The following is a 22466-nucleotide window of genomic DNA, read 5'->3' on the forward strand; positions in this document are numbered from 1 at the left end:
CTTCGCTCGCCTGTTCGCGAATCATGATCGGCCGTTCATCGCCGGCAGACCGCCGCGAGGGGATCCCGTTCAGACGTGGGTCGGGTCGTGCCCCGTCGCGAGCCGCGGGATGCGCGTGGCGACGGCGAGGTGCTCCCGGGTGCGGAGCCGGGCGAGGACACCGCGCGGGTCGGGCGCGGGGCCGGCGAAGGCGAGGAGCCGCTCGACGCGCGCGCGCGCCTCGGCGAGCCGGGCGCGCGGGATGCGCCCGCCCTCGACGGCGGCGCGGACGAGATCGATGGCGCGGTGCTGCACGCCCGCGGTGTGGCAGACGAGGAGGGCGTCCACCCCCGCCGCGACCGCGCCCGGCGCGGCCTCCTCGAGCGGGAAGTGCTCGGCGACCGCCTTCATCTCGAGGTCGTCCGAGATCGCGCAGCCCTGGAAGCCGACCCGCTCGCGCAGGAGCCGCATCACCTCCGGCGAGAGCGTGGCTGGCCGGCGCGGGTCGAGCGCCTCGAAGACGACGTGCGCGGTCATCACGGAGGCGACGCCCGCGCGCGCGAGCGCCCGGAACGGCGCCAGCTCCACCTCCTCGAGCCGCGCGAGCGGGTGCGGGAGGCGGGGCAGGTCCTTGTGCGAGTCCTGGCTCGTGTCGCCGTGGCCGGGGAAGTGCTTCGCGCAGGCGGCGACGCCGGCCGACTGGAGCCCCTCCGCGAGCGCCACGCCGAGCCGCGCGACGGCGGCGGGATCGCGCGAGAACGCGCGATCTCCGATGACGGGGTTCGCGGGGTTCGTGTCCACGTCCACGACCGGCGCGTAGTCCTGGTCGATGCCCACGGCGCGCAGCTCCCGGCCGAGGAGCGCGCCCACCTCGCGCGCGAGCGCCGCGTCGCCCGCGTCGCCCAGCGCGCGCATCGGCGGGACCTCCGTGAAGCCCTGCGGCTCGCGCAGGCGGGCGACCCGGCCTCCCTCCTGGTCGATCGAGACGAGGAGCGGCCGGCCCGCGGCGGCCTTGAGCGCGTGGACGAGCTCCGCCACCTGCTCGGCCCCGTCCACGTTCCGGCCGAAGAGGACGACCCCGTACACCCCGCGCCGGACGAGCTCCAGCACCTCGGGCGACGGGGTCTTGCCGTGGAAGCCGACGCAGAAGAGGCCGGCGACGTCGCGGTCGAGCGTGGAGATCACCGCGCCATCCTAGCCACGGCCGGGCGGCGGGCAAGGAGCCCGCTCCGCGGCGCTGCCGTGCCGATCGGGCCGCGGGCCCGACGCTCGCTTCAGCTGATGAGCACTCCCTCGAGGAAGAAGGCCGCGAGCGCGAGGACGAGGAGGACGGACCAGAGGGGGATCGTGCGGCCCGCCCCCGCCGCCTGCGCGTCGCCCTCGACCTTCGCGTGCGTCTCGCCGCCGAAGTAGGCGGTGAGCTCCTTCGGCTCGAGCCGCCGCGTGTCGGACTCGCGCGGATCGGGCGAGACGGCGAACGCGAGGCGCGGCTCGAGCCGCTCGCCCTTGCCCTGCGCCGCCACCTTCACCTGCCAGAGGCCCGGCTCGCGCGGCGTGACGACGAGCCCGCCGCGCTCTCCCTCGCGCAGCCCCATCCGCTCGAGCTCCGCCGGCCCCCGTTCCCGCCCGCCCGGATCGACGAGCCCGGCGAGCCGCTCGCCCGGCTCGAGCCGGATCGTCCGCTGCGCGCCCACCACGAGCGCCGGCTCGCGCCGCTCCTCGAGCCCGCCCGCCAGGAAGCCGGCGAAGCGCTGCATCGCCGGGAGGAAGCTCGTGCGGATCGGCCAGTCGGTCCAGTCGCGGTCGGCGCTCGAGGTGAAGAGCAGCACCCGGCCGCGGCCGCGCCGCGCCTCGACGAGCGCCGGCGCGCCGTCGTCGAAGCTCGCGAGCACCGTCGCCGGGGCGCCCTTAGGGCCGGGCTTCGCGAGGACGTAGCGGTAGGTGCGCGTGCCGAGGAGCCCCTCGCGCGCTTCGCCCACGAAGATCGACAGCGCGGGGTGATCCCAGGCCACGTCCGCGAAGCGCGCCGCCCGCGCCGCGCCGTCGGCGGGCGAGGCAGCGGTCTTCACGACGTGGAGCGGCATCGGCAGGAGCTTGCCGAGCTCGCGGTCGTACGCCTCGGGATCGACCTCGTCGCCGAGCGAGAGGAAGAGCCCGCCGCCGTTCTCCACGAACCGCTCGAGCTCCGCGGCCTTCGCGCCGACGCTGCGCACGTTGAGGAGGAGCACGACGTCGTACCTGGAGAGGTCCTCGCCCGGGAAGGCGTCCGCGTCCACGAGCTTCGGCCGCACCGGCGACGCGGGCGAGGCGAGCGCGGACTCCACGAAGTAGGCCTCGTCCCGGTAGCGCACCGGCGAGGGCGCGCCGTCCACGACGAGCGCCCTCACCTCGCGCGGCACGACGAGGGCGACCGCGCGGGCGTCGTCCATCGGGAGCGCGTCCTCCGGGAGCGCCACCTGCAGCACGGCCGGGCCGCCCTGCGGGAAGGCATAGGAGAGCGTCTTGCGCACGGTGCCGCCGGCGGGGAGATCCACGAACGCGCGGATCGCGGTCTTCGCGCCGGGGCCGGCCCCGGCGGAGAGCCCGAGCGGAACGTCCTTCCGCGCCTCACCGCCCGCGCTCGACACGGCCGCGGTGACGCGGTAGCCGCGGGGGCCCGCCGCGGGATCAGGCTCGGCGTCTAGACCGACCACCGCCAGGTTCGGGAGCGGCGCGCCGCGCGCGGCGTCCTGGACGGTCACCTCGGGGAGGATCTTCCCCTCCGGCCCCTCGATCACCGGCGGAGGCACATCGAGCCGCCAGGCGCTCGCGGCGAGGTCGGTCGCGACGACGACGCGCTTGCCGAGACGCGCCTGCGCGGCGGGGCTCGCGAGCGCGCGCACCGCCGCGCCGACGCAGGCGGTGAGGTCCGCGTGGCCCGCCCACGCCTCGGCCTGCTCGAGCAGCCGGCGCACCGCGGCGCGGTCGAAGCCCGGCGGTTCGGCGGCGGGCGTCTCGGCGCCGCACACGACCGCGGTGGCGGGCTCGTCGGGACCGAGCGCGGCGAGGGCGCCGAGCGCGTCGGCGCGGGCGCGCTCGAACAGGGCCCGCCCGCCGAGCCGGTAGCGCATGGAGCCGGAGGCGTCCAGTACGATGGCCGTGGCCTTCGGCCCCTCGACGACCGCGGCGGCCGCCTCCCCCGGCCGCTCCGCGCGCGGCCGCGCGATCGCGAGCGCCGCGGCGGCGAGCAGGAGGGTGCGCGCGGTGAAGAGCAGCACCTTGCGGATGCGCAGGCGCCGCTGCGTCTCGCGCCGGGCGCGGAGGATGAAGTCGATCGCCGGGAAGGGCGTCGGCCGCGGGCGGCGGCGGAAGAAGAGGTGGATCGCGAGCGGGATGGCCGCGGCGAGGAGGCCCCAGAGGAGCGCGGGGTTCAGGAAGCCGATGCTCATGCGGCGCTGCGCTCGCGGCGGGCGAGGAACGGGACGAGCACCTCGTCGAGCGGGCGGTCGGTTCGGCAGAGCGCGTAGTCCACGTCCGCCTCCGCGGCGGTCCGCTTCGTCTCCTCGAGCCAGCGCCCGAGCACCTCGAGGTAACCCTTCCGCACGTCGCGCCCGTGCGCCTCCACCTGCCGCTCGTCCTCCATGGAGAGGAACAGGGTCGGATCGTCGAACGGGAACTCGAGCTCGGCGGGATCGAGCACGTGGAAGATCGTGACCTCGTGCTTGCGCCGGCCGAGCTGGGCGAGCTTCTTCACGATGCGCTCGTCCGGGTCGAAGAGGTCCGAGAAGACCACGACCGAGGAGCGGCGCGGCGCGTTCTCGATGATCCAGTCCACGGCCGTGTCGAGCCGCGTCACGCCCTGCGGCCTCGCCGCCTCGAGCGCCTCGACGACCGGCGTCAGGTGGCTCGCCGACGCGCGGGGCGGGATGGCGCCCGCGACGTGGCCCTGCACGAGCACGAGCCCGGCCGCGTCCTGCTGGCGTACGAGCAGGTAGCCGAGGGACGCGGCGAGCGCGCTCGCGTACTCGAGCTTCGAGAGCCGGTCGGGATCGCCGCGGTAGCCCATCGAGCCGGAGGCGTCCACGACGAGGTAGGCGCGGAGGTTCGTCTCCTGCTCGAAGCGCTTCACGTAGTACTTGTCGAACTTCCCGTAGGCCTTCCAGTCGATGTGGCGGATCTCGTCGCCGGGCGCGTACTCCTTGTGCTCGGCGAACTCGACCGACTGGCCGTGGTGCGGCGACTTGTGGAGCCCGGAGAGCACGCCCTCCGTCACCGCGCGCACCCGGAGCTTCAGGGTGCCGAGCTTCGCGAGGACGGCGGGATCGAGGAGGGGGCGCTTCGCGTCGGCCATCGCGCCGCTAGCCCTTCACCTTCTCGAGCAGCCGGCCCACGATCTCGGCGCTCGTCACGCCCTCGCTCTCGGCGCGGAAGTTCGCGATCACGCGGTGCACGAGGACGTTCCTCGCGAGCGCGCGCACGTCCTCCACGCTCGCCGCCATGCGGCCGTCGAGGATGGCGCGGCTCTTCGCGCCGAGCACGAGGTACTGGCTCGCGCGCGGGCCGGCGCCCCAGGAGACGTTCTCCTTCACGAAGTCGGGCGCGTCCGGCTCCTTGGGGCGCGTCGCGCGCACGAGATCCACAGCGTACTTGATGACGTGGTCGGCGGCGGGGACGCGCAGGACGAGGTCCTGCAGCTCGCGGATCTTGTGGGGCGAGAGGATGCGCTTGAGCGGTGGGCGCGACGCGATGGTGGTGGAGCGGACGATCTCCTGCTCCTCCTGCGCTGTGGGGTAGCTCACCGTCACGTAGAACATGAACCGGTCGAGCTGCGCCTCGGGGAGCGGGTAGGTGCCCTCCTGCTCGATGGGGTTCTGCGTGGCGAACACCAGGAACGGCAGGTCGAGCGGGTAGGTCTCGCCGCCCGCCGTCACGCGGTACTCCTGCATCGCCTGGAGCAGCGCGGCCTGGGTCTTCGGCGGCGTGCGGTTGATCTCGTCGGCGAGCAGGAGGTTCGCGAAGATCGGACCGGCGACGAAGCGGAAGGCGCGGCGCCCGGTGGTGTGGTCCTCCTCGAGCACGTCGGTGCCCGTGATGTCGGAGGGCATGAGGTCCGGCGTGAACTGGATGCGGTTGAAGGAGAGGTCGAGGACGTCGGCGACGGTGGAGATGAGGAGCGTCTTGGCGAGCCCCGGCACGCCGACGAACAGGCAGTGCCCGCGCGCGAAGAGCGCGACGAGGAGCGAGTCCACGACCTCCTTCTGGCCGACGATGCGCTTCTCGATCTCGGTGAGGAGGAGCCGCCGCGCCTCGTGCAGCTCGCGGACGGCCTGGAGATCGGCCTCGGGGTTGGGCGATGCGCTCGTGTCGAGGGTCGTGGTGGACATGGCCTGTTCCGCTCCGTGCCGGCTAGTGGTCCGCGAGTATCCGCGCAAAGCCCGCTTCCCGCGAGGCGCCGCCCGGGTCCCCGCTCGCCTCGAGCGCCTTGGCGAGGCCGGCGTGGATGTCCGGGTCGAACGGGTCCTGTCGGTTCGCGACGAGGAGGTGCTCCTTCGCGCCCGCGAAGTCCTTGCGGGCGAGCAGGATGCGGGCGAGCCGCACGTGGAGCGCGGCGTAGTCGGGGCTCCAGCCGAGCGCCTCGCGGAGCACCCGCTCAGCCTCCCCGTCCGCGCCGGACATCATCGCGGCGAGCGCGTACTGGTTCGAGAGGATGGGCACCCGGGCGCCCACCCGCTGCACGGCCTTGCCGTACTCGATGCGCGCGGCGGTCCACTTGCCGCGCGTGCGCATGATCTCGCCCAGCCGCGCGAAGCCGCGCGCGCGCTCGTCCGGGATCTCCGCCCACTCGGCCCACTGGCCCGCCTGCTTCGGGTCGTCCTTGAAGCGGAGCTTGGCGAGCGCGTGCTCGCCGCCGCGCGGCAGCGCCCGGCTCCCCATGTGGCGGCGCCACTCGCCGAGGAAGCGCGGGAACGGCACGCCGAGGGCCTCCGACACCGCCGCCTCGGTCGGCTCGCCGCGCGAGAGCGCGTCGAGGATGCGCGGCAGCACCGGCGGGCCCCGCTGCTGCACGAGGTACTCGATGGCCAGGGCGACCTGGGCGTAGGCGAGCGCGGCGCGCTCCTGCGAGGGCAGCTTCGCGAGCGAGGGGTGCATCTCCTCGAAGGAGACGAGTTCGTTCTTCTGCACCGCCTCGCGCACGAGCGCGGCCGACACGGGCGAGATCGGCTCGCCGCCCCCGCGCCAGTCGTCCTCGAACCACTTCGCGAGCCCCTCCTGCAGCCAGATGGGCGCGCGGTTGCGCGACTTCAGCGTGAGCACGTGGTGCGTGTACTCGTGCGCGGCGGTGTCGAGCCAGTCGTAGCCCTTGAGCAGCGCCTTGGGCGAGAGGAGCATCAGCTTGTTGAACTTGCACACCGCCACCGTGCCGGAGGTGCGGATCTCCTGCTCGGTGAGCGTCGAGACCTTGGCGAGCTCCTTCACGTCGTTCACGATCTCGACCGTCAGCCGCGCGTCAGGCGTGAAGGCGAGGCTTCTCGCGAGCGCTGCGCGCTGCCGCTCGAGCGCGTCCACGAGGTACGGCACGAGCACCTCGTCCTTGCCCTTCGGGTACGCGACGACGAAGTGCTCGCTCTCGAAGCGGGCGTCGTCCTTCGTGACCTCGAGCGCGGCCTTCGCGAGGGCGAGGTAGCCGGCGGGATCGCCGAGCCCCGACGACTCGACGAGTGGCACCGCCTCCGCGTAGCGCTGCTCGTAGAAGCGCAGGAGCCCGGCGGCGAGGCGGACCGCCGGCTCGTCGGGGCTCGCCGCGAAGAGCGGCTCGATCACGGCGCGGGCGCTCGCGACGTCCTCGTCGGCGAGCGTGCGCAGCGCGCCGGAGATCCGCTCCGGGAGCGCGAGCTTCGGGCGCGGGGGGCGCGCGGGCGAGGCGTGGGGGGTTACGTTCTTCGCGGGCGGCGCCGCGGAGGCGGGTGCCGAACCGGCGACGAGCGCCGCGACGAGGGCGAGCGCGAGGGCCCTCACTTGACGAGCTCCTCGTAGTAGCGCTGCACCTCGCCCTTGTAGCGTTCCGGGGCGCCCTGCCTCATCGCGTCGAGCAGGTCCTTGCGGAACTCCTCGGGCACCTTGTAGGCCTCCGCGCCCGGGATCTTCACCTTCTCCCGCGACGCCTCGCGGCCGTCGCCCGACTCCTCGCCGCCGCCCTGCTCGCCGCCGAACGGGAACGGGAAGCCCATCCCGCCCCCGCCGCCCTGGCCCTGGCGCTTCGCGGCCTCCTCGAGCCCCTTCTGGAAGCGCGCGAGCGCGTCGAGCGCGAGCGCCTGCTCGCCGTGGCCGCGCTGCGGGTTGCGGTTGCCGAGCTCCGCGGCGGCCTCGCCCATGTGGCCGCGCGACTCGCCGAGCTGCGCCTGCGCCTCCTGCGGGAAGATCGGCGCCTGCTGCATGAGCTCCCCGAGCTTCTGCTGGAGCCCCTGCGCCTTCTGCTCGAGCGCGCCCTGCTTCTTCGCGAGCTCGCCGAGCCGCTTCTGCGCCTCGGGCGGCAGGACCGAGCGCGGGTCGGGGAACATCTTCGAGAGGGCGTCACGGATCTCGCGCGCCTTCGGCACCGCCGCGTCCACCGCGCGGTGCGCGTCGGCGATGGACTCGCGGGGCGTACCGAGCGCCGGCTGCCGCGACAGCTCGGCGTCCTCCTCGAGGTAGCGCGAGAGCCGCTCCACCGACGGGGCCGCGCGCTGCGCGGTCTCCCAGGCGGCCCCCATCTCCTTCATGCCGAGCGCGCGCTCGAGATCGGAGAGCGCCTCGCGCGACTGCTCGTACTCCATCTCCGAGCGGTAGGAGATCCCCGGCGCCGCGCGCTCCACGTCCTTGCGCGCCTCGCCGGCGAGCTCCGCGAGGCGCTTCACCTCCTGCTCGGAGGCCTTCACCCGCTCCTGCAGCTTCTTGCGGTACTCCGCGCGGACCTGGTCCGTCTCGCCGGCGGTGGCCTCCTGCTCGGCCTTCACCTTCTCGAGCTGCTCCTTGAAGGCGAGCATCTCCTTCATGAGCGCCTGGGCCTTCTCGTCCGGCCGCCCCGCGGTGCGCTGGAGCCCGGCGAGCATCTGGTCCATGGAGGAGGCCATCGCGTCGAGCGCCTTCATCGCCGCCTCGACGTCGCCCTTCGCGAGCAGCTTCTCCACCTCGTCGAGCCCGCCCACGAGGTCCTTCGAGCGCGCGAGCTCGGCGAGCGCCTCGGCGTTCATGTGCTCGTCGTTGAAGCCCTTCGAGAGCTCGGCCATCTGCGCGAGCAGGTCCTTCACGCGCTCCTTCATCCGGCCGATCTCGGCGAGCAGCTCCTTCTTCGCCGCGTCGCTCGGCGAGGCGCGGTACTTCTCCATGAGCGAGGCGAGCTCGCGGCGGCGGCTCGCGAGGTCCTTCGCGAGCCGGACGAGGTCCTCGGCGCGGCGCTTGTCGAGGAGCTGCTCGAGGTAGAGGGCGCCCTTCTCCAGCTCCTGATCGAGCAGCCCGTCGAGCGCGGCCATGCCGCGGAGGAGCGAGGCGTCGGGGCGGATGCGCACGCGGATCGCCTGCGCGACCGAGCCGCGCGGGCCGGCGACGCGCCCCGCGGCGGAGCGGATCGCCCCCGCGACGTTCGTGAGCGCGTCGGCGACCTCCCGCGGGCCGGCGCGGTCGCGGCGGATCTTGCGCGCCGCATCGCTCATGCGCTCGTGCAGGTGGCGCGTGCGGACGTCGAGCGCCTGCACCGGCGCGAGCCGCTCCGCGGTCGTCACCGGCCCGGCCGCGAGCGTCTCCAGCCGGTCGCCCAGGACCCCCACGAGCTCCTCGAACACGGCGCGCGCGTTCTCGAGCACCTGCCGGCGGTGCTCGGCCTCGGAGTAGATCTTGAGCGTGTGCGTCTCGGTGCGGGTCTTCTTCGGGCCGGAGACCGTGTCCGTGTCGAGCGCCTCGAGCCAGTAGTCGAGCCGCTCCCCCTCGCCGAGCTTCTCCGCGACGAGGTCGAGCTCGTACACGCCGCCGTCGCGGCGCAGCCCCTGCTGCCGGCGCAGCACCCGCCGCTCCTCCGCGCCGCCCGCGCGCTTCAGGACGAGCGCCGCCTCGGAGAGCCCCACGTCGTCCTCGGCCTGCCACTCGATCGCCACGCGCGCGTTCGCGTCCACCTCCAGCTCGCGCTCCGGCGCGTTGATGCGCACCTCCGGGAACGCGTCCGGCTCCACGACGATCGGGATGGGCGGTCCCTCGGCGACGACCGCCTTCCCGTCGAGGTAGCGGAAGCGGTAGCTGCCGCCGTCGGTCACGAGCAGCCGGCCGCGCAGGTCGCGCTTGCCGCCGACGGACAGGGCGAAGCGCTTCACCGGTGCTGCCCCCGGCTCCGCTCGTGGCTCGACAGGCTCACCGCGAGCGGACTCCTTCGCGCCCGCGTGCGGTCCGGCAGGACCACCTTTAGCGGACTCTTTCGCGGCGGCGGGCCGTCCAGCGGGCTCACCGGGAGCGGACTCGTTCACGTCCGCGGACCGTCCGGCGGGCTCACCCGAAGCGGACTCTTTCGCGCCACCTCGGAATTGCCCCTCCTCACCGGTGCTTACACCGGGCGGCTGCGCACCCTCGGCGCGGCCGCGAGCGGCGGGGTCGAGGTCGAACGCGATGACGAGCTCGGCCTGCTTCACGTCGCGGTCGGCGCGCGTCTCGAGCGTGACCTCGGTACCCTTCGGCGCGCGGATCTCGCCCCCGGTGCCGGAGAGCGTGCGCGGCTCGCGCTTCATGTACGCGGGGTACTTGAAGGTGAGCTGGATATCGCCCGTGATCGGGTCCGCGGCGGGTGCGGGCGTGCCGGGCGGATCACCGAGCAGCACGCGGCCGTAGGCGTGCGCGAGGGAGCTGCCGCCGAGGAGGAAGGCGGCCGCGTGGGCGGCGAGCGCCAGGACGAGCGCGAGCCCTCCCCGCCGCGCCCAGAGATCCGGCACGGCGCGCGCGAGGTCCACCTCCTGCGCCGCCTCCGCGGTCCGCGCGAGGTGGGCGTCCACGAGCGCGACCGAGTAACGCCCGCTCGCCTGGATGGCCTCGCGCTCGCGCGCGAGCTCGACCGAGGACAGGAGGTCGGAGCGGAGCGCCGGCGCGTCGCGCGCGACGGTGCGGGCGGCGGCCTCGGCGCTCCAGGCGGTGCGGAGGAGCGCGCGGATCGCGAGCGCGGCGGCGGCGACGATCAGCGTGGCGGCCGTGGCGAGCGTCAGGGATCGCACGCCGATGCGGGCGCCGAGGTAGAGCGCGACCGCCCCCGCGAGCAGCACGGCGAGCCCGGCCGCGAGCCCGAAGCCGAGCGCGGCGAGCAGGACGACGCGGAGCTGTCGGCGCCGCGCCCCGTCGAGGACGCGCGCGATGTCACCGTACGCGACGGTCATCGGCCCTTTCGTAGAGAAGCCCCCGCCCTCGGCCCGGCGGGTTCAGGGAGGATAACGCGGGCAGGTCCGGGGTGCCCCCGCGGTGTTACGCACGGGGCAGGTGTGCGGCGCACCTCTCTGGGAGCGCGCCGTCCAGGGTGTGCTAGTTTTCGCCCTCCGCTTGAATTTACACCCCGGAGCAGCCGTCCGACCGATGGAAGCTGACGACCTCGCGCTGGTCACGAAGGCCCAGGCAGGCGATCCCGCCGCCTTTCGCGCGCTCGTCGTCCGCTACCAGAGGAAGGTCTACGCCGTGGCGCTCGGCATCGTGAAAGACTCGGACCTCGCCTGGGACGTCGCCCAGGAGGCGTTCGTGCGGGTCCACGGGCACCTGGGCGCGTTCGAGGGCAAGTCGTCGTTCTCGACCTGGCTCTTCCGCATCGCGACGCACCTGTCCATCGACGCCGTCCGGCGCGAGCGCGTCTCGCAGAAGGAGGACGTTGACGAGGTGCGCGAGAGCGACCTGACCGGCGGCGGCGAGGGCATCCTCGCGACGACGCTCGGGGACGATCCCGCCGAGAACGTGCTCCGCCGCGAGATGGCGGAGAAGATCCAGGACGCCCTCGCGACCCTGCCCGAGAAGCACCGGACCATCCTCGTGCTGCGCGAGGTGGAGGGGCTCTCCTACGAGGAGCTCGCCGAGCGGCTCGGGATCCACAAGGGCACGGTGATGAGCCGGCTCTTCCATGCGCGGAAGAAGATGCAGACCGCGCTGCGCGGCTACGCGGGGCGCAGCGCAGGGGACGACGAGGAGTCGGCGCCATGAAGGACTGCGTCCGCTACGCCCCGATGCTCGGCGCGCGCCCGGGAGAGCTCACGGAGGAGGAGCGGCGCGCGCTCGACCTCCACCTCCAGGGCTGCGCCGGCTGCCGCGCCACCGCGGCGGAGCTGGCCGCGCTCGACGGCCTCGTGGGCGAGTCGCTCCTCGCGCGCGCGAACGCCCGGGACTTCGCGCCGTTCGTGGACCAGGTGATGGCGCGGGTCGGCGCCGCGCCGGGGCTCGCGCCCGCGCGCGGCCGGCGTGGCTTCCTCGGGTGGTTCCGGGCGCACCCGCGGGCCGCGCTCGCCTCGCTCGTGCCGGTTCTGGCGGCGGTCGCGCTCGTCGTGTACGTTCGCCTCGAAGGCGGCCAGCTCGGCCAGGTGGCCTCCCTCGAGCTCTCGACCGAGGGCGAGGTGACGATGGTGCTGCAGACGTCGGACGGCCCGGTGGTGCTGCTCGACGACGGGGAGCACTCGTGACTCGATGCCGCCGCTCGTGCTTCGACAGGCTCAGCGCGAGCGGGCCTGCGAAGCTTCAGGAGACCCGGTGACCCGCACGCTCTTCGCCGCGACCCTCGGCGCCCTCCTCGCGATCGGCGCCGCCCTGCCCACGGCCGCCCACGCCGAGGTGCCGGTCAGGGTTCGCGTCATCAAGGGCTCGCGGCAGGGACCGGCCAAGGTCGATCCCCGCCTCGAGGACCTGCGCCGCCAGCTCTCGCCGCTCGCCTACGTCCGCTGGGATCAGGTGAGCGAGCACCGGATGGAGCTCGAGCGCGGCCGGACGCAGTTCGTCGAGCTGCCGGGTGGCGAGAGCGCCGCGCTCACGCTGCAGGAGCGGCATGGCGACACGGTGACGTTCGAGGTGGCGCTCACCTCGCGGAACACCCAGTCGCGCCTCACCGTGCAGAAGGGCCAGCGCATCGTGCACCAGGTCACCGGCGAGAAGAAGGGCGAGGCCCTCTTCCTCACCGTGAATGCCTGGCCGTAGACGGCCGTTCTCGGCCTGAGCCGAACGAGCGACGCGCAAGGCCATCTTCGCGAGCTCGACCCGCGCGTCACCGCACCGGCGCGAACACCCGCCGACCGGGCGCGTCGGCCTCGCGGACCCCCGGCGCCTCGAGCGGCGGGCTCGCGGCCGGCGTCCCGAGCAGCCGGCTCAGCGCGCGAGCGAGCTGCGCCGCGAGCTGCTCGAGGAGGAGCGTCTCCTCGGGACCGAGCGAGCTGCGCCCGTCGTCCCAGCCGAGCTCGAGGGTGGCGCGCCCGTTTCGCCCGCACGTGGCGCCGAAGCGCGCCCGGAACAGGCCGGGCGCGGCCAGATCGCCGAACGCGAGCGGCCGGAACGCCGCTCCGCCGCAGAGCCGTAGCTCCACGGTCGCCGCGCCGAGCGCGCGCGCGGCGGCGCACACCGCCGACCACAGGTCGCGAACGCTGCGCGCGCGGTGCAGGCCGCTGGCGACGCCTCGGAGCAGGGCGCGCCGCCCGACGTTGCGGCGCCGCTCGTCGAGGAGGCGGGGCAGGTCACCGAGCCTCACGTCGAGATAGCCGAGCCACCGAAGCGCGACGAAGGCCGCGATCACGAGCGCACCGAGCATCAGGGCGGAGCGGGCGGGCGTCGCACGCGCCAGGACCAGCGCGGCCGCGCCCAGCAGCCCGCTCGCGCCGTAGATCGCCAGGACCGCGCGCCCCTGCGTGAGCCCGCGGTCGAGCAGCCGGTGGTGGATGTGGCCGCGATCGGCCGAGAAGAGCGGCGCCCCGCGCACGGCCCGGCGCACGATCGCGAGGAGCGTGTCGGCGATGGGCACGCCGAGGAGGACGAGCGGGACGAGCAGCGCCACCGCCGAGGACGACGCACGGTTCACGCGGAGCGCGGCCGTCGCGAGCACGAAGCCCAGGAACAGCGAGCCCGTGTCGCCCATGAAAATAGAGGCCGGGTGGAAGTTGAAGACGAGGAAGCCCAGCACCGCGCCCGCGACCGCGGCGGTGAGCAGCATCGTGGGCGCGTCGCCATGGTCCGCCGCTATCGCGAACGTCACCGCGAGGGCGATGAAGGCGACGCCCCCGGCGAGCCCGTCGAGCCCGTCCACGAGGTTGAGCGCGTTGATCACGCCGGAGATCCACAGGACGGTGAGCGGGAGCCCGAGGAGCCCGAGCTGGATGGGCGCTCCGAAAGGCGTCGCGACCGCGTCGATGCCGAGACCCACCCCGTACACGCCGGCCCCGACGACGAACTGGACCGCGAACTTGCTCCTCGCGGTCGCGCCCCTGAGGTCGTCGAAGATCCCCAGGGCAGCGATGGCGAAACCGCCCGCGGGAAGCGCGAGCGCCTGCCACCCCGGCTCGAGCCCCCGTCGTGCCTCTTCTCGAAGGGCGGCGATGATGGCGAGCGCCAACACGCAGGCGAGCACGATGGCGATCCCGCCGAGGCGCGGGACCGGCTTGCCGTGGATCTTGCGCGCACTGAGGCCGTCGTCGAGAGCGCCGCGCCGCAGCGCGACGGCCCGCACGATGGGCGTCAGGACCGCGCCCGTCAGCACGGCGCAGACGAACGCGAGACCAGCCGACCTCATCCGCCTCCCGGGAGCGAGCGCTCGACGCGCGCGTGCGCCACGGGCGCCGCGCAGGCGGCTACTCGCGTACCCACACGCCGCGTGCAGTGACCGTCTACGGGTATCACCAGCGGCCGGCGCGGAACAGTCGCCCCGAGCGTCTGCCTAGAACGTGCGCGCCCGTTGCTGGTGGCGGCCTTGCGAGCCGTCTCGCTACACGCGCTCGCCGGAGCGCCGAGTTGCCCGTGGCTCCGCAACCACACGCATGATCGACATCGGGTCTCGCAGCCACCGGCACGGTTCACGCGCTCGAGATCGAGGCAGCGAGTCGCCGACGGCGCTCCCGTCGCGGATAGTGCAACTTCTCCCCATGTGCGCCTGCGCGTTCGCCACGCAGCAATTCGACCGCGACTCGCCTCGGCGAGCAGCCCGGCTTCTGCCTACCCGACCCACGCGGCGGCGAGCGCGTGCACACCATCGACGCGTCCAGCCGTCCGCCTGTCTTGCTCGCGGGAGGACCGCGCCGTGTCCACCGCCCGGGGCAACACAATTGCTCCCGCGCGCTTTTGTCACGGGCTGGTTTGCCCTCTCGCTGTGTCTCCGGTTTGACACGCCGCGAACCTTCGCCCCCGATGGTTTCTCCGGCACCCTGATCAGGTAGCCGCGGTGGGTCCGGCTCTGGATCGCCGAATGAAAGCGGCGCTATCGTCCGCAGGGTTTCAAATGCGCCTGAAGTCAGCACCCGGAGTGCCTGACATGCTCCGGACCTTTGCGGCCGCCGCTGAGGAGCCTGCTCCGCAACGGGCCAGCGGCACGCCGCTCGCTCGGGACGCCTGACATGCACAGCACACCACTTCGCCGCGCCCTCGCGATGCTGCTCTGCTGTCAGCCGGTGTTCTGGATGAGCAACGCTGCGCTTGCGCAGACGATCCAGCGAGGCGCGCGGCCCGAGACGACGAGGCAACCCGGAGCGATCGAGGCGGCGCCCGAAGACGAATTCGGGCCTGCGCCTGCGCCGGGGCCACTCGTAACGCCGCCGACGGCGGACGTTGCCACGCCGCGCGGCGACCTGGACGGCGCTCAGGCGGAGCGCTCGGCGCTCATCCCCCGGACCCGAGCCCAGGCCCCCGTGGACGAGCCCGTCGATCCGGCGAGGTACGTTTGCGGCGCGGGGGATGTCCTCGAGCTGAACTTCTGGGGCCTGCAGAACTCCCGGCTCAGGGTGACCATCGATCTGGAAGGCCGGGCGTTCGTGCCGAAGATCGGCTACCTGACGCTGCAGGGCAAGACGCTCGCCGAGGCGCGCAACGCGATCCGCGGGTCGGTCGCCCGCTTTTACCCACGCCTCAGCTTCGACGTCGCGCTCGCCGAGCCACGCACGTTTCTCGTCCAGGTGGTCGCGGGCGTGCGCGAGCCAGGCACGTACGCGGCGCGCGCCGTGGACCGCGTCGCGACGGTCGTCGCCCGCGCGGGCGGCCCCGCGCCGAGGTCCTCCCGGCGCGTGGTCGAGATCCGGCGACGCGACGGCAGCACGTCCGCGGCCGACCTGGCCCTCTTCGCGCTCACCGGCGACGTGAAGCACAACCCTTATCTCCTCGACGGCGACGTCGTGCGCGTGCCTTTCGAGGAGCTGGCGGTGACGATCGACGGCGCCGTCAACCGGCCGGGGCGGTACGAGCTCATCGGCGCGCGGGATCTCGCCGAGGTGGTGCAGGTCGCCGGCGGCCTCGCCGCGACCGCGACCCGGCAGCTCCCGGTGAGCATCGTCCGCCGGCTCCCGGACGATCGCCAGGACCAGCAGCTCCTGCCGTTCACCGCGGACGGCCAGCTCCCGTCCGCAAAGCTCCAGCACGACGACGCCGTCCACGTCCCCGACTACCTCGAGCTGCAGCGCTCGGTGATGGTCGTCGGGGCGATCAAGGGCGTGACGCCTCCGGCTGCCGCGGGTGGAACCGTCCCCGACGAGGCCGCCTCGACTCGTCGCCTGGCGTTCGTGGAGGGCGACTCGGTCCGTACGTTGCTCGAGCGAGTGGGCGGCGTCGGTCCGCTCGCGGATCTCACCGGCTCGTACGTGCTGCGCAGCGGCAAGGCGCTGCCCGTGGACCTCTACTCGCTCGTGATGCTCCGCGATCTGAAGGTGGATCGGCCGGTCGAGCTCGGCGATACGCTCGTCATCCCCTTCAAGCGCCGGAACATCCTGGTGCAGGGAGCGGTGTTCACCCCCGGCTCGTACCCGTACAACCCGACCTTCGGAGTCGAGCAATACCTCGCGCTCGCGGGGGGCCGGAACCGGTTCGCCAAGTCGCTTTCCGACGTGCGGATCATCACACCGAACGGCGAAACCCGAAAATACAGCCGCGACCTCGCGATAGAGCCGGGCTCGTCGCTGGTCGTCTCGGAACGCAACTTCTCGCGGGCCGAGATCGTGCAGATCGTTCTCGGGACCGCCAGCGTCCTCGTCAGCGGCGTCGCGGTAATGCTCGCCGCGAAGAAGTGACCCACATGCCTCACACCCTGGACCTCTCCTTTCTGCGCAGCCGAACGGCCTTGAGGCGGATCGCACTCGTTACGGTCGCGAGCGCCGCGCTTGGGGGGCTGTACGCGCTCCTGGCACCGAACTGGTATCGCTCCGTCCTCACGGTAGTCCCGGCGAAGCCACAGAGGTCGGGCATCTCGAGCGTGCTAGGGACGGACCTCGGGGGGCTAGCGGCCGGGCTTGAGTCCTCGATGGGCGGAGCCGACGGCCCGAGAATCGCCGCGGTCTTGCAGAGCATCGAGGTTAGCGACGCCGTCATCGACAAGTTCGATCTGCGCAGCCGATACAGACAGAAGTTCCAAGAGAAGACGCGCGCCGCGCTCTGGCGCCACTGCGACGTCGAGACCCTGCCGAAGCCCAATCTCGTCCAGCTCTCCTGCGAGGACAAGGACCCTCGCTTCGTGCAGGCGATGCTGGCCTACTTCGCAGAATATGCGAACCGCGTGTTCCGTCGGGTCAGCGTCAGCTCGGCCTCGGAGGAGGTGCGGTTCCTCGAGAAGCGCGTCGCTGAGCTGCGTCAGCAGTCGGACGATGCTGCGTCACGCATGAGGGAGTTTCAGGAACAGTACAAGATCGTGGATCTCGACACGCAGGCGCGAGCGGTGGTCTCTGCCCTCGCAGCGCTCAATAGCCAACGAATCACGAAGCAGCTCGAGCTCGACTACGCGCGCACCTTCTCCGCGGGTGACGAGACCACGACCCGCCAGCTCGAGTCGCAGCTCTGGGTCATGCGGGAGAATCTTCGCGAGCTCGAGGAACCTTCGCCAGCAGCCCCCGCGCAGACTGACAAGCGCAGCAACCGTCGTGGGACCGGCTCTCGCAACGGACTATTCCCGGCCGCGCTCGAGGTCCCAAAACTACGCGCTGAATTCGAGAAACTGTATCGCGACCGGAAGGTGGCGGAAGTAACCCTCGTGTACGCGCTCGAGCGCCTCGAGGGGGCAAAGGCGAACGAGGCTCGCGACGTGTCGACGTTCCTCGTGCTGGATCCGCCCGCCCTGCCGACGCTGCACGCACGTCCCAAGCGTCTTCAGACGCTGATCGGTGTAGCGCTTCTCGGGTTCCTCGCCGCAATGAGTTTCGAGTGGCTGAAGAGTGGTGGCGCCACCGCGGTGACCTCCTCCCTTCGCTCGGTCGGGATTCTCGATAAGCTGGCGCAGACGAACCACCGAGAAGGCGAGGCGGGTTCCACGCCTGTCCTCGGACGAGCCAACCCCGTCGAGGGAAGGCCGTAAGGACGCGGCCCGCCATGCAGGGCGCCGAGACCTCGTTACGGGAGCGGGATCACGAGTCTCCCTCGGGTTGGCCCTCTCTGCCGACGGCGACGCACACGAGCTCCACATGCGCATCCTCCTGATGTCCCGGCGCGATCTCTTCACTGAGCCCGGGGGAGACACCGTGCAGGTCGCCGAGACGGCGCGCGCGCTGCGGGCGCTTGGTCTCGTCGCCGAGGTGTCACTCGATCTGTGCCCACCGCTGGGCGGCGTAGACGTCGTCCACATCTTCAACGTCACTCGCCCTGATGAGTCTCTCGTTCAGCTCCGTCACGCGAAACGCGCCGGCCGAACGGTAGCGCTCTCCCCGATCTTCTGCCCAATGACGGAATTCGAGCGGGCATCGAGACCGCCGCTTCTGAGAGCCATTTTGCGTCGCTCCGAACCTCCCACCATCGAATACGTGAAGCTTCTCGCAAAGGCGGTGAAAAATCGGAGGTGGACGCGCGGACTCACCCGCGTGTTGCTGAAAGGATACCGACGGGCTCTCGCGGAGCTACTTTCCTCAGCGGACGTCCTTCTCCCCAACTCGGAGAGCGAGCTGCGGCGGATCCACGTGTGGCTCCCAGACGCACGAGTCGACAGACCGTATTGCGTGATCCCCAACGCGGTCTCCGACGCATTCCTCGTCGACCCAGAGACCGTCACTCCTGATCCGCGATTCCGCGATTGCATCCTATGCGTCGCGCGCATCGACGCGGCCAAGGCGCAGCTTACGCTCGTACGTGCGTTGCGCCACACGGGCCTCTCCCTCGTGCTGGCGGGCAAGCCTGGCCCGAACTCCGCGAGCTACTTTCGGAGAGTCGTCGCCGAAGCAGGGTCCGACGTTCACTTTTTGGGATACGTGCCGCAGGCGCAACTTCCATCGCTGTATCGTTCCGCCCGCGTACACGTGCTCGCGAGTTGGATGGAGACGACGGGGCTGTCAAGCCTCGAGGCGGCGGCGATGGGCTGCAACCTGGTCATCACGCCGAACGGCGACACCGTCGAATACTTCGCCTCCGACGCGACGTACTGCACTGCCGGTGACGAGGGTTCGCTGCGGAGCGCCATACTTCATGCTTTTGAGTCTCCCCGATCGTACGCCCTTCGCTCCCGGATTCTCGCGCAATGCACCTGGACGAACGCAGCCGCCCGAACGGCCGCGGCGTACGCCGCCGCACTCGAGGCGTCCGGCCCGGATCTGCGCGGCGACCATCGTCTCGAGAGGGTTCCACCCATCGCCTCATGACGGTCCAGGCCCCAACCCCCTTCGCCGACCGCGTGCGCATGCTGGGCCTGATGCGATCACGCTTTCGCGTCAACTTCGTCGCAGCCACGGCTGCGACGGCAGCCACGGTTGCGCTTACCGCGCTGTCTTATCCGGTTTACCTGTCCTACGCTGGATACGAGCGCTTCGGCGTATGGCTTCTGGTGTCGACCGTCCTGAGCTTGGCGCAGCTCACCAGCTTCGGCATCGGGCCAGCCGTCACCTACATGGTCGCGCAGGAGCACCGGCGCGGCGCACTGCTCGGCGTCGCATCGATCATCCGCGGCGCCCTGGCCCTCGTTACAGCGACTGGTCTGGTCGCCGGAGCTGGACTCGTTCTCTTCGGCGAACTACTGGTGTCCGGAGCGGGGATCGCGGGCGCGAGCGCGGTCCAGGCCCGCCAAGCGATGCCGTTCGTCGCGGTCCTCACGATCGGGAGCCTCTGGCTTCAGGTTCTCGCCTCAGCAGTGTCGGGGCTCCGTCGGTTGGATCTCTCCGTCGGCGTAGACACCGCGGGGCGCGTGGTGGCGTTCGCTTTCACGGCGACGCTGCTCTGGCGTGGAGGAGGTCTCGTTAGCTTCCTCGTCGGCACGGCCGTCGGACAGGTGTGCATGGCCGCAGCGTATGTGCAGTGCATCCGACGTCACGTTCCGTTTCGGTCATTTTCAGCTGCACGGCTCGAATGGGACCGGATCTTCGGAATGCTCAGGATCTCATCCGGCGTGTTCGGCGGCTCCGTGCTGGTGCTTTTGCTTCATCCGTTCAATCGTGTGCTCGTATCTCGGTTCGTGGGAGTCGCGGCGGTTCCAGTTCTCGAGATCGGCTTCAACTCCGCGATGCAGTTCAGGTCGCTGTTCGAGGCCGGTTTTCGCGCGATCACGCCGGAGATCAGTCGCAGCGCCGCGCTTCCGGGACCCGAGTCCCTGGAACGCGCCAAGGACGTGTGCCTCAATGGCCGGCGGCTCGTGCTGCTCCTCGGGGCCCCAGCGTGGATCGCGGCCGCGCTGGCAGCGGGGCCGATCTTCGACCTCTGGCTTGGCGACAGGTTCGAGCCCGGCATACCTGCGGCGTTCCGCATCGTCGCTGTGGGGGCATTCGCTAGCCTGCTGGTCGTCCCGTCCTACTACGCCCTCCTCGGGCTCGCGCGTACGCGCCAGATCTTCGTTCATCACTTCGTACAGTCCGCGCTCAACGTGCTTGGGGGGACGGGCCTCGTGCTCATTCGCCCGCAGATCACGGTGTTGGGCGTCGCGTCGGTCGTGACCGTCAGCATGCTCGGCGGGTCTCTCTATCTTTGGGCGCAGGAGCGTCGACTTCTTCCGGCGGGTGACCAGGCCCGTCGATGGAGCGCACCTAGATGACCCCCTCGCCCCTGCTGTTCACGATCGTCACGCCGTCCTACAACCAGGCTGCGTTTCTTCCCTCCGCGATACGCTCGGTGCTCGGCCAGTGTGGCGTGGGGAGGTTGGAATACATCATCAAGGACGGGGGCAGCACGGACGGATCGATCGACGTCATCCGCTCGTTCGGGGATCGCCTCGCTTCGTGGCATTCGGGAAGAGACGGCGGCCAGACCGCCGCCCTGAACGAAGGCTTTCGTGAAGCGACCGGGCAGTTCGTCGCCTGGATCAATTCCGATGATTATTACATTCCTGGGGCATTCGAGGCAGTCCTGCGCCGCTTCTCTGCGCTTGATCGACCGGACGTGGTGTTCGGCTACGGAATCACGGTTGACGCGACCGGCGCCCTGATTCGCGAGCACCGCTTCGACGACTTTTCCGTGGAGGCGTTCGTGCGACTCGGGTTCGATCTTCATCAACCTTCCATGTTCATCCGTCGCGAGCGTCTCGTTCGCGTTCTCCCTTTGGATGTGTCGCTCAGGTTCGCGATGGATGTGGACCTCGTCGCGCGGCTCGCGATGGACGGCGCTACGTTCGCGCGCCTGCCCCGGTTCCTCAGCGCGTTTCGCGTGCATGGCTCGTCAAAGACGTCCAACATCCTCGACGTTGGACGCGAAGAGGCGCGGCGAATCCGCGAGCGAGTTCATGGCGCAATTTCAGGCGAGGCGAAGCTTCGATCGGCTCTCGCGCTGCGGCTGCGCAGGCGCGCTCACATCTTTGGCCGCGGCGAATGGCGCTACGCGCTGCTCGGCGGCTCGTTGTGGCCTTCAAGTGAGGCGAAGGCTGCCGCTCGCGCTGGCCTTTGCTGGGACGCCGGGTAGGAATGCTCCAGCTACATGCAGCCGTGCGGGTCGGACGACCTTTCGCTGTGACGGCTATGCGCCGATGACTGGAGCAGGAGACGTGCTCGGGGATTGGCCACCCGCTGCGGTCATCGAGGCGTACACGCCACAGAGGATGAGCAGTGGCAACAACTCCGACTTGTTGTACGGGCCGGAAATGACCATCGATGTGAGCGCTAAGGCGGCGACGAGCCAGAAAGCGGTCGTCGCCGAGACGCGCGGGCCCGTGACCTCTCCTCTCCGTGGTGATAGGGCGCGCAACAAGCTGGCGAGCGCCGCCACGAAGAGGAGCTCCCCGGCCAGACCTGTCTTCACCAGAACGTACAGGAACCCATTGTGCAGGACCGGGATTGCATCGAACTGCTCGCCAGCGAGCTCCCGCATTTTGTCGAGTTCTACCTTCTGACCGAAACCGCCTCCCACCACTTTCTGAGTGGCTCCGAACGATCCGTACTGGAGCAACGCCATCAGCGACTCGAATCCACGCCAGTGAGTGTTGACGTCCGTGTCGGTGAGATACTCATCGCTCACGACGACCTCCTCAGGCGGCGTGAGCACGGACTCGGGACTGCCGATTTCGGCGACACCGGACCAGCTCAGCGTCAACGTCAGGACGCCCGCCGTCAATAGACCCAGGCTCGAGGCGAAACGGGCCGAACCGCTGCGGGAGACCACCCGAACCGCGCGAAGAAGGACGAACAACGTCAGGAGAACGCCGAGCGTCCTGGAGCGGCTTAGCCCGAGCGCGACCAGGCTGACGATGACGGTGACACGCAGCGCCCAGACCTGGAGCGGCGCTTCGAACGCGAGTCGGCGTCGAAGGTCCGGGTCCAGGGCGATGACGCAGGCGAGCAACGACAGGAAGCTGCCTGTTCCGAAGAGCGTGCGGTTGGCGCCGACGCTGTTGGCCAGATACTCGGGAAGCAACAAGAGCACTCTGACGACATAGTCCAGCGAGACGATGGCCGCAGCTCCGATCATCACCCACAGGCAGCGGCGCACCCCAAGTTTGGCAGCCATGAGAAGACCGAACGCGATCTCGACGACGGGCTTGCTGAAGTACCAGACGTCCTTCGCAGCGTCGCCGAGTGGATGGCTCGCGAATCCCGCGAATCCGAACCCAATGGGCGCTGCGAACAAGAGGATGGACGAGCGCGCCGGCCGGACGAAAGCGACACCATGCGTGACTGCATAGGCGCTCAGCGCGAGGGACATGAGCAGCCATGCCGGCCCGGGGAGCCCCCAGTAGCTGAGGAGAAGCGTGCCCAGCAGCGCCATTGCCAACGAGTGCGCCACGTCAGCGGTTCGCTCGTCAACGAGACGAACGGGGTCAAACGCGCGCTCGGATGCTCGCTCGACCCCCTATTCAGGACCGCTTCCGCGAAGCAACTACACGGGCCGCTGCGTGGCGCCTCACCCGCAATCCGCGCGCGATGAGTCTAGTGGCATGCCTATGATGCCGTCTCATCGAGTGCTGT

16 protein-coding genes are annotated in these 22466 nt (G+C 71.2%); 8 read left to right on the plus strand and 8 right to left on the minus strand.

From position 1 onward, the window contains the following. Positions 1 to 69: 69 nt before the first annotated feature. The 6 genes from nagZ to MNY60_RS08235 form a co-directional block, all read right to left on the minus strand. Positions 70 to 1164, minus strand: coding sequence for a beta-N-acetylhexosaminidase (gene nagZ, locus MNY60_RS08210; protein WP_242354715.1), 1095 nt, complete (start codon positions 1162 to 1164; stop codon positions 70 to 72). A gap of 89 nt (positions 1165 to 1253) precedes the next feature. Beyond that, positions 1254 to 3407, minus strand: a complete 2154-nt coding sequence (locus MNY60_RS08215; RefSeq protein WP_242354717.1) for a BatA domain-containing protein — start codon at positions 3405 to 3407, stop codon at positions 1254 to 1256. Further along, a complete protein-coding gene (locus MNY60_RS08220; RefSeq protein WP_242360364.1) occupies positions 3404 to 4309 on the minus strand; it encodes a DUF58 domain-containing protein in 906 nt (301 codons plus the stop codon). Before MNY60_RS08220 ends, MNY60_RS08215 begins: the two co-directional genes overlap by 4 nt. A gap of 7 nt (positions 4310 to 4316) precedes the next feature. After that, on the minus strand, positions 4317 to 5342 hold the full coding sequence (locus tag MNY60_RS08225; protein WP_242354721.1) for a MoxR family ATPase: 1026 nt from the start codon (positions 5340 to 5342) through the stop codon (positions 4317 to 4319). A gap of 22 nt (positions 5343 to 5364) precedes the next feature. Continuing rightward, positions 5365 to 6975: a peptidase MA family metallohydrolase gene (locus MNY60_RS24210; protein WP_242360365.1), complete on the minus strand. Its 1611-nt coding sequence runs from the start codon at positions 6973 to 6975 to the stop codon at positions 5365 to 5367. Continuing rightward, the gene (locus MNY60_RS08235; protein WP_242360366.1) at positions 6972 to 10343 is read right to left on the minus strand and encodes a DUF4175 family protein; all 3372 of its coding nucleotides are present in this window, start codon (positions 10341 to 10343) and stop codon (positions 6972 to 6974) included. The genes MNY60_RS24210 and MNY60_RS08235 overlap by 4 nt, the downstream gene beginning before the upstream one ends. A gap of 193 nt (positions 10344 to 10536) precedes the next feature. On the opposite strand from MNY60_RS08235, the gene MNY60_RS08240 reads away from it, so the two are divergent. The 3 genes from MNY60_RS08240 (at position 10537) to MNY60_RS08250 (ending at position 12129) form a co-directional block, all read left to right on the plus strand. Beyond that, positions 10537 to 11148 (plus strand): RNA polymerase sigma factor, encoded by a 612-nt coding sequence (locus MNY60_RS08240; protein WP_242360367.1) that lies wholly within the window; start codon positions 10537 to 10539, stop codon positions 11146 to 11148. Beyond that, a complete protein-coding gene (locus MNY60_RS08245; RefSeq protein ID WP_242360368.1) occupies positions 11145 to 11621 on the plus strand; it encodes a zf-HC2 domain-containing protein in 477 nt (158 codons plus the stop codon). Before MNY60_RS08240 ends, MNY60_RS08245 begins: the two co-directional genes overlap by 4 nt. 67 nt (positions 11622 to 11688) lie before the next feature. Next, on the plus strand, positions 11689 to 12129 hold the full coding sequence (locus tag MNY60_RS08250; RefSeq protein ID WP_242360369.1) for a hypothetical protein: 441 nt from the start codon (positions 11689 to 11691) through the stop codon (positions 12127 to 12129). A gap of 67 nt (positions 12130 to 12196) precedes the next feature. Here MNY60_RS08250 and MNY60_RS08255 read toward each other — a convergent pair whose 3' ends face one another. Continuing rightward, positions 12197 to 13708, minus strand: coding sequence for a glycosyltransferase family 4 protein (locus tag MNY60_RS08255; RefSeq protein WP_242360370.1), 1512 nt, complete (start codon positions 13706 to 13708; stop codon positions 12197 to 12199). A 1108-nt stretch (positions 13709 to 14816) separates the two neighbouring features. Here MNY60_RS08255 and MNY60_RS08260 point away from each other — a divergent pair. The 5 genes from MNY60_RS08260 (at position 14817) to MNY60_RS08280 (ending at position 20967) form a co-directional block, all read left to right on the plus strand. Then, complete coding sequence (locus tag MNY60_RS08260) at positions 14817 to 16184, plus strand: SLBB domain-containing protein (RefSeq protein WP_242360371.1); 1368 nt, start codon at positions 14817 to 14819, stop codon at positions 16182 to 16184. Between the two features lie 266 nt (positions 16185 to 16450). Beyond that, a complete protein-coding gene (locus MNY60_RS08265; RefSeq protein ID WP_242360372.1) occupies positions 16451 to 17458 on the plus strand; it encodes a hypothetical protein in 1008 nt (335 codons plus the stop codon). Positions 17459 to 17564: 106 nt separating this feature from the next. Then, the gene (locus tag MNY60_RS08270; RefSeq protein WP_242360373.1) at positions 17565 to 18728 is read left to right on the plus strand and encodes a glycosyltransferase family 4 protein; all 1164 of its coding nucleotides are present in this window, start codon (positions 17565 to 17567) and stop codon (positions 18726 to 18728) included. Beyond that, positions 18725 to 20107, plus strand: coding sequence for a hypothetical protein (locus MNY60_RS08275; protein WP_242360374.1), 1383 nt, complete (start codon positions 18725 to 18727; stop codon positions 20105 to 20107). Before MNY60_RS08270 ends, MNY60_RS08275 begins: the two co-directional genes overlap by 4 nt. After that, positions 20104 to 20967 (plus strand): glycosyltransferase family 2 protein, encoded by an 864-nt coding sequence (locus MNY60_RS08280; RefSeq protein WP_242360375.1) that lies wholly within the window; start codon positions 20104 to 20106, stop codon positions 20965 to 20967. Before MNY60_RS08275 ends, MNY60_RS08280 begins: the two co-directional genes overlap by 4 nt. 54 nt (positions 20968 to 21021) lie before the next feature. On the opposite strand, the gene MNY60_RS08285 is transcribed toward MNY60_RS08280, so the two are convergent. Continuing rightward, positions 21022 to 22284 carry a hypothetical protein gene (locus MNY60_RS08285; RefSeq protein WP_242360376.1) on the minus strand — a complete coding sequence of 421 codons (1263 nt, stop codon included), beginning with the start codon at positions 22282 to 22284 and terminating at the stop codon, positions 21022 to 21024. Positions 22285 to 22466: the final 182 nt, after the last annotated feature.

Origin of the sequence: Anaeromyxobacter sp. SG17, assembly GCF_022690695.1 — a bacterium.
GTDB lineage: Bacteria > Myxococcota > Myxococcia > Myxococcales > Anaeromyxobacteraceae > Anaeromyxobacter > Anaeromyxobacter soli.